This window comes from Pedobacter sp. PLR, assembly GCF_026239675.1.
Classification (GTDB): domain Bacteria; phylum Bacteroidota; class Bacteroidia; order Sphingobacteriales; family Sphingobacteriaceae; genus Pedobacter.
On record NZ_JAPIVQ010000001.1, the window covers coordinates 73390 to 86344 of the forward strand.

Genomic DNA, 12955 nt, shown 5'->3' on the forward strand with positions numbered 1-12955 from the left:
TTCGGTTTTAAACAGGAACGAAGATCTCGTAAGTAAAATCTCTTTAAGTAAATCAAGATAAACACCTTATTATCAAATCAATTCTTGTTAAACTATGTTAAATTAAAAATAAAGAATATCCATCCTGGTAATTTAGCCCTGCAAGCCTACCAAAACCAAACCTTGATGATTACGCTCCATAAACATTTATTGATATCCCTCCTCTTATTGGGCAGTGCTACGCTACATGCACAAACCAAAGCTCCGGCTTACCAGATCAAAGGAAAAGTCCTTGATGAAAATCAACAGGAATTAATCTATGCTTTGGTTAATTTATATCAATCGAAGGACAGTGCACTTGTGACCGGAACATTAACGAATGAGCAAGGTGAGTTCAACTTTTTAAAAGCTCTGGAAGGCAGTTATTTGATTGAGGTAGAATCAATGGGTTATCAAAAGAAATTCCATGGCCCTTTTTTAGTAAACACAAGCCATCAAATGATCACCATTACAAATATTGCGATGCAGCCGGAAACAAAACAGCTAAATGCGGTGACGATTTTCGCTAAAAAACCATTGATAGAAAGGAAAAACGGGAAAGTAATTCTGAATGTTGCCAGCAGCACCATCGCATCAGGGAATACAGCCATGGAAATACTCTCAAAAGCGCCTGGTGTTACCGCAGACAATGAAGGTAATTTCAGTTTAAGAGGAAAAGCGGGCGTCAACATCATGATTGATGGCAAGCTAACCTATCTATCAACAGCCCAACTCAGCCACCTGCTTCGCGCTACCCCTGGAAGTTCCATTCAGAATATAGAAATCATTTCCAATCCTACAGCTAAATATGATGCCGCAGGAACCGGAGGAATCATCAACATCAACCTGAAAAAAAACAGCAGTTATGGCACCAATGGCAACTTTCAGATTGGCGGAGGTTACGGTACCTTTTATAAATCAGACGTTGGCATCAGCCTCAACCACCGCAGTAAAAAAGTAAATATTTTCGGGAATTACAATTACGGCAATAACAAAGAATATGAAGATCTGTTTGTCAAAAGAAGTACGAAAGCTCAGGAATCGCTGACCTATTTCGATCAGGAAGCCAAACAGAATTATTTCAAAAGAAACAACACCTACAAAGCGGGGATCGACTACTATTTAAACGACCATCAGATCATTGGGTTTATGGCCAGTGGTTATGTCAACAATAACAAAACCACAGATCTTATCCTGACCAAAATCGGAGCTCATCCAGGGACAACCGATTCTACAGTACTTGGCGACAATCCTGGCAAAAGCACTTTCCGGAATCAGAGCTATAACTTAAACTACAAAGCTGTACTAGACACCTCAGGACAGGAATTCAATGCAGACATAGACTATTCAAGGATCAAAAACACGGAGCAAACGACTTACCAGAGTCAATTTACCGATGCTAATGGAACCGCATTCAAAAGCCCTTTGATTTTTCGGAATTCGACCCCTGCAAAAATCAATATCTTCGCTGCAAAACTAGATTACGCCTATCCATTTAATCCTGAACTAAAACTGGAAACCGGCCTGAAAAGCAGCTATGTAAACACCGATAACGACTTCCAATCGGCAGAATTACAGGACAACAGCTGGATAAACGACCCCACAAAAAGCAATAGATTTACTTACAAAGAGTCTATCAATGCGGCCTATGCAGCACTTCATAAAACGTTTGAAGGAGGCACGAATGTACAAATCGGATTACGCACAGAACTCACACATTCTGAAGGAAATTCCATCACTTTACAAAACCTATTAAAACGCAGTTACCTGGATTTCTTCCCAAACTTCGCCATCAATCACAGCTTATCAAAAGACCATGACCTGGGCTTTTCTTATAGCAGGAGAATTGACCGGCCGGGCTACCAGTCGCTGAACCCATTTATTTATTATGCGGATTTATACACTTTATCTCAGGGCAATCCCGCACTCAAACCGGAATATGCAAATGCCTTAGAGTTGACTTATGGTTATCAAAAGAAAACAAACTTTGCGCTTGCCTATACCAAAACCAAAGATGTGATTGCAACCACCCTGCTGACGGATACCATAAAAAAAACGCTCTTATTATATGAGCAAAATCTGGCTTCCAGAAGCACCATCAGCTTTAACATCAACAGGCCTGTGGTCCTGACAAATTGGTGGAGTACCAATAACGATGTGACGCTCTATTACAGTCGTTTTTCATCTCCGGAACTGATGGGTGCTCCTTTCAAAAACGGCAAAACAACCTTTATCCTGAACACCACACAAACCTTCCTGATCAACAAAACCCTGAATGCAGAATTAGCGGCCAATTACACCTCCGGACAAGCGTACGGCACTTATATTGCAAAACCAATCTATGGAATAGACCTGGGCATCAGCAAATCTTTTGCCAGTGAACGCGCCAATCTAAAATTCGCCATTAATGATGTGTTCAACACCAGAGAGATCAAAATTAACAGTGCAATTCCGTTACAGGATTACCGGCTTTCTCAGAAGCAGGAAAGCAGGATTTTCAGGTTAACCTTTAACTATAACTTTGGAAGCACGGTTATTAAACCGGCCAGAGAAAGATCCAACAGTTCTGAATTGGAACAGAACAGGGTAAAGTCAGGGAATTAATAAGCCTTACCATCTTAAAGATGGCAGCTTTCTTTTTTCTTCGGGGAGCTGCTTAAATTCTTTATACGCATCCATGATATACAACTTAAGACCGGCAATATCCAGACGTTCCAAATCTTTGAAAGCCGGCCGGTACAACACCATAAAGCAGTCTAATTCCGCTCCGTTTAATGGACATATCGCCTTTACGGCTGCATTATTGAAACGTTGATCGACTTTTCTTTCGACCAGCTCCAGTTCCATTCTGCGTTTAAATTTCCTGCCGGATTTCCCCTTTTTACTAAAAAAACGGAAAGGACTGAATGCCAGCGGACGGTTAACCCCAGTATTAAAAGCCTTTGCTTCGCGGAAAGCATCAGGATATTCAGCTCCCGGATCAAAAGTCCTTCCTTTAATCTCCACTGTACTTAAATCGTATCTGTTGTGTTGGAGGTATCGTTTAACAGGCTTTAAACTGATCAGAAACAAGGTGTCCGGCTTATATCCCGGCTGAATAAAGATAAGGACATGGTTTATAGCTGCCGGAATCTTAAACTCCCCTTTTTTATCCGTGACTGCTTTCTGATGGTTGTTGAGATTGAATACCTCTACGTATTCCTGAAGCTCACGAGTCTGCCAATCGGCTACAGTTCCCTTAATTTCCTGCGCAAACAAAGACGCGCTAAATAAAAAATTAATTGCTAAAAAAGCAAGGAGCCTACCTGAACTGATTTTTATTTTTATTTCCATTGACTGCTTGTTTTCTCAAAAAACACTACCATATCAAAGTTTTTAGCAATAGACAATTTTTTATTGACCGGGGTACTTGTTCCGCCTATCATTCTCATTTCACGTGGCTGAATTAAAAATTCATTTAAAACCGGATCCTTCAAAGCATTGGACACCTCAATTATAAAGTTCCTGAACTTACATTGCTTAAAAAAATATTCATATCCTTTGTCTGAATCGACCTCAGGAAAGTAATGCGCCTGAAATCCCAAAACCGGCTTGTTCTTAGCTACATAGACATAAGCTTCACCCTGATTGAAATCTGTAGCAATTGCAAAATACTTAGCACCGTATTTTTTGTCGAGCAAAGTGCCCATTGCAGGAACTCCATACAATTCATCCTTCGCAATATGTCCGTTATGAGCCCATAAAATCAGCTGCTGATCCTTTGCCCGTTCTTTCAAAAAAATTGCATTTGTAGCCATATACTGGTCCCTCGCTCCGATTTTAGTTTCGTAATAGCGATTGACCAGTTGTTGAAGTAAGGTGATATAAATCTTATCTGAGGCATCACCTTCAATTTTTTCCAGATTGTTCAACGTAACTTTCATTGCATTGATTTCTTCCTTTTCTATCTTTTGATAGTCTTTACCTTTAACCTTTTCCAGTAACATTTTATCTGCGGCTTCGATAGATGGATTTACAGCGAGAATTTTGTTAATGATGTTAGGAAAACTCCTTACTTCCAGGCCATAAACATGAACTTTATCTGCCTCTGGTCTGTCCTGATTATGCTTTCTTAACCAGGCTAACATCGGGCTGTTGTTGCTGATTAACGGTGTGCCGGATAGAAAAACTAAACTGTCCGTCTTTCCATTGATATAATCGTCTATATTTTCGACAGACAGGTAATCGCTTTCAAAAGCGATGGCTTTATAACCCATATTGGTTACTAAAAACCGAACCAACCGGTCTTTATATTTAAAAACTTCAGCAGTCCCATGAGTAACCTCCCCAAGGGAAATCAATTCTTTTCCTTTTAAAGTTTCCTTTAGAAAATCAAGGTCAGCAAAGCTACTGTCTGCCTTGAATGTTTCAATTGGCCGGATCAGGTTGTTTAAACTGTTGACAATTTGCGTGTTTTGCTGTTGCGAAAATAACTGGAAGGGCATCCATATCGCAAAAAAGACAAGGAGGAACCGGTGAATTTTAAAGGATTTCATGAGATAGCGGTTATTTTAACTAAAGTTATTATTCATGCGCGTCAAGCGAACAATTTTAACCTTATTTAACACACCCGAAACAACAAACCAGTCCGGCATCTTTTATACCTTTAAAACCTGGATAGATTTTAAAAGTATAAAAGCACCGATAACATACCTCTAATCTAGAATTAATTCTAGTATTTCTTTCAAAAATTCAATGTTCCTACAAACTGCGTCTCCGCAGCAAGTTTTCCATCTAAAGACACAAAGAAAATCCAGCAATGCAAAGGATCGCCAATATAGGATTCAGGTATCGGGATATTGGTTGTCAGATCAGATCGTTGAGGCCCTTCATGTTTTACACAGCGGTCCTTTTCGGAATTGTAAACAAGAATATAAGCCCGATCATCTGCTCTGGTATTGATACTTCTAAACCTTGGCATCTGCCAGCTCAGCGTTAGCATCTCCCCTTCCTGTATGGATAATTCTGGTTTAACCACTGCATCTATTCCTTTATGGAAACTAAGCTTTAGTCTGCTGTAGTCGATTTGACAGTCAGGATACACGCCAATCACTGCATTTTTCAAATGATAAGCGCAGGCTAAATTCATTGGAATAACCCGGTTACCAGCCGTACGGTATCCAATACTTATCAAATCAGAAAACTGACCCAAAAAGCGGTTTAAAAACTCAAACCGCCTGCGATGCGCTAATTGCGCGGCACTTGCTTTTTTAGTCGTTTTTTGGGGCAGATTTTTAACTACATCTTTGCCCTTCCATTTCGTGGCAACAACCTGCCCTACTTTACCTCTGAAGCTACCGAATGCCCCTGGATTATAACTTCCCATATTTCAATATTTAATATAATTACCAATACAATTGACCTGCATAAACGCTGTTGGAGATAGATTGCCTGCTACTGGAAATAAAGGAGAGGTATAATTCCATTAAAGCATTTTTCTTTTCGTAGGTTAAATAGAGCAGATCACTGCCGACATGCCGGTTTGCTCCTGCGGTCACAAATTGTGCAGTCATAGATTCCGGAAAATAAGCCAGCATCATCACCTGGTCAGTCCAATGTGAGCATTCCTCATCAATTTCTGGATTCCAGCTAAAACTCACTCCTTTTTCCACCAATGAAATAAGAACTGCTTCCGGTTTTGGCAACACCCCCTTAGTTAGCCTTACCTTTTCGAAGTCGACTTTAATATCAGGATACTCCCCTTTTAAAGCATTTTTCCAATGGTAAACAAAGGCCGGATTTTGCGGATGTTCTTTATTGAGCTTTGCTATAACCTCATAACCAATTTTGATGTACGGCATAACCGGATTTAAAAATTTGGAAGTCACCTTCGTTTTTTGCATCACTGCCAATTGTAATTTACTGCGTTTTTTAACACTGACTCCAATTGAGCGCGTTACCATTTTTCCATTTAACATGTAGGAGACTGTCCTGCCTAATTTCCCTGTTGGGAGCCTATCTTTTGAAGTTGCCATAATTAATAATTTAAAGGTTAATAATAAATCGAATATACCTATAGGGAATTCAACTGTCCAGTTGACCACCCTATTTTACCTGAAATTACCCAACTTTACCTCCAGATTTACCAAAATTGCCGGAGATTTCCGGAAATTGCCGCTCAACTGCCGGAAACTGCCGCTCGATTCCCCTTGAATGATCAAAAAAAAAGAGACTATTACTTAAAAAACCTTGATAATCAACAAAAATTCTTCGGAATTTCAGTCAACAAAAATCAGGAGTAGTTGATACAGGACTTTTATGGTGTTGCTCTTTGACGAAGGGCTGACGAGGAGTCAATAAAGGAGTGCTGAAGGGGTACCCTTAATCATTTCTACTCCGCATCTTTAACAATCCGTCATCAATCCTTCATCAACCCGGATTTCTACACCAACTCGATCTTAAATATCTCTATGCACAACAACGAGCCTCTAAAACCTCAATACTTTAAAAGCACGAATAGATTATAACAAAAAACCCCGGCCAATGGCCGGGGTTTCACAAAAAACACTTTAAAACTATGGGTTTGTGCTGATTTGCATCATTCCCGCATAATTATAAAAATTACCGTTATTCAGGGTACGCGCTCCACCTCTCACATAGTACAAGGTTCCCGGCTTTAACTTCGCCAGTGTAAATTCATACGTTTCAGCTTCCACCGTCGCATCGGAAATTGCTTCAGTATTAACCACTACAAGTCCATTTTTTGTACCATCAACATTATAATAGTTATTGATATCCACACTAGCTGTAGTTCCTGCAACCACTGCTACTCTGGCGATTTTCTGGGTATTTCCGGCCGCACGGTTCGTTTTAACCCTCACTGTAATTGAGGTTGATGTTTTGGACACCAGCTCACACCCTACTTCCAGGTATGGTGTAACTTTAAGGTCTGCCTGAACATTTCCATTAATATTCAAAGAAAGGGTATCTGTGTAGAAGAATGGTCCTTCTGCTACCACCTTATAATTCCCGCTAAAGATGAAAGTATTGGCATAACTTCCATCCGGCTTAATCGAAGAATTGATTGGCTGAGGATTCTTATAACCCGTTTGATACAAACGAATTTTCGCACCGTTTAAGGTTTGTTGCGGTACATTTCTCCCTGTTAAAGCATCCACAATGTTTCCGGAAATTCCGGCATCGGGTGCTTTATAATTGTCCTTCTTACAGGCGGCACAAAATACTGCTGCCGCGAAAGAAAAGTATATAAATTGTTTTCTCATTGGTTTTTCTTTAATACGCTGTTAATACAAAGGATTTTGAATGTAAGTAGGCGCTCCTTGTGGTACTGGCTCATAGTATAATTTCTCCGGAAAAGTCCTCGAATTTTTCGGTGCCAGTGCTTTTTCAAACGTATATTTCATCGTTTTAGGATCTCCGTTTGCTTCCCACATGATCCATGGGTATAAAGCATGAAACTGAGTATTGTTCAATACCGTTGTCGCTGTTCTCCACCTGCGTAAATCCCAGACACGGTGATTTTCAAAAGCAAGTTCTACTTTTCTTTCATGTCTGATTTTCTCCAGGCTTACGACACTAACTGTTGCAATTCCTGCGCGTTCTCTGATTAGGTTTAAGGCCGTTATCGCTTCCGGAGTTTTACCCAGTTCGAAGGCAGCTTCTGCATAGTTCAATAAAACTTCCCCGAATCTAAACACCATCCATGGCGTTGTAGAGCGTTCATATTGTACCCTGTTTACAGGATCCATAAACTTCTTGATGTAAAAACCAGTTTTAGTCGGGTCGTTAGTCGTCAACGGACCATCTTTACCTACCCTTTTAAATTCAGATTTTGGCTGTGGATATCCGTCACTCAAAACTTCAGAAGTATATTTAACCCCATTATCAATTACACCGCGGCGAATTTCTACCACTCCACCTTGCCAGGCATCAAACGGAGTAAGAATTGTGGCAAACATCCTCGGGTCTTTATCTTTGAATAAGTCGGTTGGCTTATTGTAAACGATAGGGTTTCCTGATCCGTCCAACACTTTTAGTGTACCCGCAGTACCATCAGTATATTCAAATTCTTCCACCATTTCCAGTGTAGGATTTGTTGCATTTCCATAATCTACACGGAAACTTTGTGGCGCATTGTAAAAGTCAAAACTATGCGCTTTATCCGGCGACTGAAAAGTCTTGGTAAAGATCGCCTCAGTAGCAGGTGCGTTTAAGAATAGTTTCTGAAAATTGGTCGCTTTATCCGCATCGCCCTTATAAAGAGAGAACTTGCTCGAGGCCATGATCAGCTCCGCAGCGTCCATTGCTTTTTGCCAGTAGGCATTTGCTAAACCAGCTGGAATCCCTACCAGGCCATTCAGCTGTACCGTTGCATATTTTGCGCTTGAAGCTGCATATAACATCGCTCTGGACTTTAATGCCAATGCGCCATATTTAGTAACACGACTGGCATTTGCCGCATCATAAGACTCCGGCAGATCCACAATTGCTTCATCCAGTTCTTTGGCGATAAAATCGTAAATCTCCTGTTCTTTGGAACGTTGCACTTCTAAGGATGCGGTATTATCACCAGGTGTGTACTGCTGAACCTTAGTCACCAAAGGAACTCCACCATAACGTTTTACCAATGCAAAGTAATGAAATGCACGAATAAATTTACCTTCTGCATTAAAGCGTTTTTTCTGATCATCAGTGATCATCGCTCCCGGCAATTTCTCGATAAAATCATTGACACGTCTAATGCGTGTGTAGTCCCAGCCACCATACCAATTGCCAACCACCGAATTGTTGATATCACCCCATGGATAAGAACGAACGGCTTCATCGGTACTGGTAGAAGCATATCCGGCTTCATTATTGACCGTAGTATTCAGGTCTTCCGTTTGCAAATCATTGTAAAGGGTAACGGTAAGCGCTTCAATACCACTCAAACTTCCATAAGCTTCCGCTCCTGAAACCAGGTTCTTTGGTTGTCTGTTTAAAAAATCCTTTTTACAGGATACAGTACCTGTTGCCAATACGGAAAGCAGGCCATAATATATTATCTTTTTCATTATTCAGTCAATTAAAGGCCAATATTTACGCCCATTGTCCATACTTTTTGTTGAGGGTAATAAGAACCGCGTCCGGTTGGCGCTTCAGGATCCATGTATTTGATCTTATCCGCAGTAAACACGTTTTGTCCGGAGATGTATATCCTCGCTCTGCGAATTCCTATTTTTTCCGTTAATTCTTTGTTAAAGGTGTAACCTAAATCAAAGTTTTTCAACCTGATATAAGTCGCATCTTTAAGCCAGAAAGTAGAATTTTTCTGATTATTAGTACTTCCTGAAATGATGGTAGAAGGATATTTCCCTGGAATCCATGCACTATTAGGGTCGTAAATATCAGCCCTGTGCCAGCGATCTTCAAACATCGCATAGGTATTGGCATTGTTAAACATTGGGTTCTGTAATTCCCCGTCAAAATAGGCGTTAAAATTAGTGGCTCCCTGGAATAGCAGAGAGAAATCGAAACCTTTATAGGCTACACTAACGTCCAGACCATAGAAAATTTCTGGTGTAGTACCTCTTCCAATAATGGTGACATCTGAATCATCGATAATACCATCGCCATTGATATCCTCATAACGGATATCTCCAGGCAATAAGGTTTGATTTCCTTTTTCATCCTGTACAGGTGCATTGTTAATTTCTTCCTGCGACTGGAATTGACCGCTAGCTACATAACCACGATATAGGTTATTCCATCGGTCGCTACCATTGTTTTTCCAGTTGAGCAATGAATTCGTAGAAGGTGCTCTTTCCAGGTATCCATTTTTTGTACGTGTGAAAGATACGTTTGGAGAAACCTTATATTGCCAGTCGCCAACGGTATTTTTATGTGATACCAAAAGCTCAAAACCACGGGTATTGTCTCCGTTAAGGTTTTCCTGTGGCAAAGTAGCACCGAAAGTATTCGGCAGACTTAATGTCCTGTAAGCCAGCAAGCCTGTTCTTTTACGGTAAAAGACATCCATTTCTGCACTTAACAACCCGTTCCATAAGGAGATATCAACCCCAAAGTTCATGGTAGTAGAATTAAACCAGGTTAGCAATGGATTAGCAAGACCTTTATCCGATAATCCGGGAATCAGACTGGTACCAAACAGGTAATTGCCGTTTGGATAGTTAAACCCTGTTAAATACTGGAATGGAAAGATGTAGTTACTGCCAATGCCTGGATCATCACCTCCATCATCTCCTACTTTACCCCATGAGGCGCGGATTTTCAGGTTGTCAATGGCCTTAAATTGTTTCATAAATGGTTCTTCACTGATTCTCCATCCTGCGGATACATTCGGGAAGAAACCATAACGCTCAGATGGCGCAAATTTATAAGTACCATCATATCTGAAACCAAACTCCATTAAATATTTACCGGCATAATCGTAATTCACTTTACCTACATAACCTAATCTCGCGATTTGTGCAGAAGAACCACCGTTGCTTTGATTTTGTGCAACTCCGGCAAATAGTTCATCGATGTTATCCAACAGGAATTCACGTGAAGCCTGGAAATTCGACAGGATGTTTTCCTGACTTTCAAACAATGCCAATGCAGATAAGTTATGCTTTGTTCCGATTGTTTTCTTATAGTTCAATTGAAACTGAAACACCTGTTTATCATTCTGAGCAGTACCTAGATACAACCTATTCGGATCATTACCTACGTAAGCAACATTATACTTATCCGTTGCTGCATCATATTTGTAAAGGTTGTATTTCCTGGTATAATTCTTAACATCCTGGTCTTCATTCTGATAAGAGTACATCCCTTTAGCACTTAAACCTTCTATAAATGGAATATCATACACCAGAGAGAAAATTCCTGAAAAGAATTTCTTTTTGTCGGTGGCATAACCAGAGTTGTCTTTATCCATCAGGAACACCGTGTTCTGGTGTGCATTGTTGGGTGGTGCAAAATAATTCGTATTGTTATTTGCATAGATCGGGAAGGTTGGGAATGACCTTTGAATACCGCCGATCAACGTCCCTGCACCTATTCCCGGATAGGAACGATCTTCCAGTCGACCACCAAGATTCAACTCAGCAGTCAGGTTTTTACCAATTTTAGCATTGATATTACTACGGAAATTGTAGCGTTTAAAATTGGTATCCTCGCTTTTCCAGATACCACCCTGGTTTAAATATCCGATGTTAAAAAAGTATTTCACCTCTTCTGTTCCACCATCTACATTGACGTTATGGTAAGATTGTGGTGCATTTTTACGGATTGATGCGCCAAACCAATCGGTGCTTGGCAGCTCACCGGTTTTATATTTCTCTACTATTTCCCTGGAAAAAGGCAAAGATAACGGAGTATTTGGATTGTTGTTTTTGATCCAGGTGTTGACTGCCGCTTCATTAGACAATTCTGAGAATAAAGCTGCGTTTGCCAGTTCCGGATAAGTAGCAATCCGCTGAATTCCCTGATAAGTGCTGTAATTGATGTTCGTCTTACCTGGTGTTCCCTTTTTGGTGGTCACCAGTACTACGCCGTTAGCGGCACGTACGCCATATACGGCTGCCGAAGCATCCTTCAGGATGGTAAAACTTTCAATCTCATTAGGATCTAACTGCGAAAAGTCTGAAGGTACACCATCCACGATCACAAGGGCATTTCCTAATCCCCTGATGTCGATTCCGCTGGCATCCTGTCCTGGTTCTCCGCTTCGTTGTGTTGCTCTAAGGCCGGGTAAACGTCCTACAAGCGCATTGCTGATGTTTGCCACAGGCGATTTCACCAGCTCTTTACCTTTTATCGTGGCTACAGATCCGGTAACGGATACTTTTTTCTGTGTGCCATAACCTACTACGACCACTTCGCCAAGCTCGTTGTTTTCTTCGGCCAGGGTCACGTTTATAGTAGTTTTCTCTCCAACAGGTACTTCTTTGCTGACGTATCCTACCATCGTAAATACCAAAACATCACCTGATGTGGTGTTTAGCTTGAAAGCTCCGTTGCCATCAGTACTGGTTCCGTTGCCTGACTTATTTTTCACCGATACGGAAACGCCCGGTAATGGCTGCCCTTTGATGTCTTTAACGACCCCCTGTACCATTGCAAAAGTAAAATTTTTGTTTTTTTGTGGTGTTTTTAAGAGGGAAAAACCGGGTGGTTTAGTCGCATGAAAATCAGCGTAGCCCTGCTGATTTATTAACTGCATCGCGATCAACAATGCAGTACCCTTTAAGATGGGTAATTTTCTCTTCATAGAAATAAAGTTTGGTTAGTTTATCGATTTAACACTTAAATTTTAAGCATTTTCATCAGAACCAAGGTATATGTTATTCCATCTGCTCAAAAGAATTAGGGCACACAACCGTTTGCGCTAAGCTCAAAATACTAGCGGCAAGACTACTAAGTCTCAACTAAGAAAAAACCTCAATTGATATAGCTAAATCAATTAATTGGAAGTTTTATTCTTAATTGATGTAAAATTATTCTCTATGTATTTAAATAGGCCACGCAAACGTTTGATATGGACAATGAAAGGAGAAATAAGATAAAAAATAATAATATTCCACAAAACTGGTATATTCGTGGCAATTATGGGTTACGCAAAAGAAAGAGGAAAGCTGGAGAAGCTATCAGGAAAAATTGTTGGTCTGGATATTTATAATGAGAAAAACTTCGCTATTCTCGTTGACAGCCATGAAAAATACTCGCATACAATCAGAATTCTTAAAAATAAGGAACCTGAATTGTTCATGGAGTTATATACTAATGAATTACAGGAACTAAAAGGCGCTAGAAACGCTGTGAAAGAAAGTGAAACTGATGAAGCTCGTCAGGCAAACTTCCTTCTATATAGAGATACGATTGTACGTATTATGGATAAAACCATTCAGATTACAAAACAGACCAACTAATTGGTTTCAAAGTATAAGGCAAG

The 12955-nt window shown here is 40.3% G+C and carries 9 protein-coding genes; 2 read left to right on the forward strand and 7 right to left on the reverse strand.

The features are described 5' to 3' along the window. Positions 1-165 precede the first annotated feature (165 nt). A complete protein-coding gene (locus OQX61_RS00275) occupies positions 166-2622 on the forward strand; it encodes an outer membrane beta-barrel family protein (RefSeq protein WP_265839637.1) in 2457 nt (818 codons plus the stop codon). Between the two features lie 6 nt (positions 2623-2628). Here the strand turns inward: OQX61_RS00275 and OQX61_RS00280 are convergent, their stop codons facing one another. From OQX61_RS00280 to OQX61_RS00310, 7 genes are all read right to left on the reverse strand, one after another. After that, positions 2629-3351 carry a hypothetical protein gene (locus tag OQX61_RS00280; protein WP_265839638.1) on the reverse strand — a complete coding sequence of 241 codons (723 nt, stop codon included), beginning with the start codon at positions 3349-3351 and terminating at the stop codon, positions 2629-2631. Beyond that, positions 3342-4553, reverse strand: coding sequence for an erythromycin esterase family protein (locus OQX61_RS00285; RefSeq protein ID WP_265839639.1), 1212 nt, complete (start codon positions 4551-4553; stop codon positions 3342-3344). Before OQX61_RS00285 ends, OQX61_RS00280 begins: the two co-directional genes overlap by 10 nt. Positions 4554-4741: 188 nt before the next feature. Then, positions 4742-5383, reverse strand: a complete 642-nt coding sequence (locus tag OQX61_RS00290; RefSeq protein ID WP_265839640.1) for a DUF6266 family protein — start codon at positions 5381-5383, stop codon at positions 4742-4744. Positions 5384-5402: 19 nt separating this feature from the next. Then, positions 5403-6032: a DUF6266 family protein gene (locus tag OQX61_RS00295; RefSeq protein WP_265839641.1), complete on the reverse strand. Its 630-nt coding sequence runs from the start codon at positions 6030-6032 to the stop codon at positions 5403-5405. Positions 6033-6572: 540 nt separating this feature from the next. Next, positions 6573-7280, reverse strand: a complete 708-nt coding sequence (locus tag OQX61_RS00300; RefSeq protein WP_265839642.1) for a DUF3823 domain-containing protein — start codon at positions 7278-7280, stop codon at positions 6573-6575. 21 nt (positions 7281-7301) lie between these two features. After that, positions 7302-9071, reverse strand: a complete 1770-nt coding sequence (locus OQX61_RS00305; RefSeq protein WP_265839643.1) for a RagB/SusD family nutrient uptake outer membrane protein — start codon at positions 9069-9071, stop codon at positions 7302-7304. An 11-nt stretch (positions 9072-9082) separates the two neighbouring features. Beyond that, positions 9083-12274, reverse strand: a complete 3192-nt coding sequence (locus tag OQX61_RS00310; protein WP_265839644.1) for a TonB-dependent receptor — start codon at positions 12272-12274, stop codon at positions 9083-9085. A gap of 337 nt (positions 12275-12611) precedes the next feature. Between OQX61_RS00310 and OQX61_RS00315 the strand changes: the two genes are divergently transcribed. Continuing rightward, on the forward strand, positions 12612-12932 hold the full coding sequence (locus OQX61_RS00315; RefSeq protein WP_265839645.1) for a hypothetical protein: 321 nt from the start codon (positions 12612-12614) through the stop codon (positions 12930-12932). Positions 12933-12955 lie beyond the last annotated feature (23 nt).

What these genes read in the sequence shown, in the direction of transcription:
- OQX61_RS00280 (WP_265839638.1), bottom strand. Translation starts at nt 3,351, where the DNA reads ATGGAAATAAAAATAAAAATCAGTTCAGGTAGGCTCCTTGCTTTTTTA.
- OQX61_RS00310 (WP_265839644.1), bottom strand. Translation starts at nt 12,274, where the DNA reads ATGAAGAGAAAATTACCCATCTTAAAGGGTACTGCATTGTTGATCGCG.
- OQX61_RS00295 (WP_265839641.1), bottom strand. Translation starts at nt 6,032, where the DNA reads ATGGCAACTTCAAAAGATAGGCTCCCAACAGGGAAATTAGGCAGGACA.
- OQX61_RS00285 (WP_265839639.1), bottom strand. Translation starts at nt 4,553, where the DNA reads ATGAAATCCTTTAAAATTCACCGGTTCCTCCTTGTCTTTTTTGCGATA.
- OQX61_RS00300 (WP_265839642.1), bottom strand. Translation starts at nt 7,280, where the DNA reads ATGAGAAAACAATTTATATACTTTTCTTTCGCGGCAGCAGTATTTTGT.
- OQX61_RS00275 (WP_265839637.1), top strand. Translation starts at nt 166, where the DNA reads ATGATTACGCTCCATAAACATTTATTGATATCCCTCCTCTTATTGGGC.
- OQX61_RS00290 (WP_265839640.1), bottom strand. Translation starts at nt 5,383, where the DNA reads ATGGGAAGTTATAATCCAGGGGCATTCGGTAGCTTCAGAGGTAAAGTA.
- OQX61_RS00305 (WP_265839643.1), bottom strand. Translation starts at nt 9,071, where the DNA reads ATGAAAAAGATAATATATTATGGCCTGCTTTCCGTATTGGCAACAGGT.
- OQX61_RS00315 (WP_265839645.1), top strand. Translation starts at nt 12,612, where the DNA reads ATGGGTTACGCAAAAGAAAGAGGAAAGCTGGAGAAGCTATCAGGAAAA.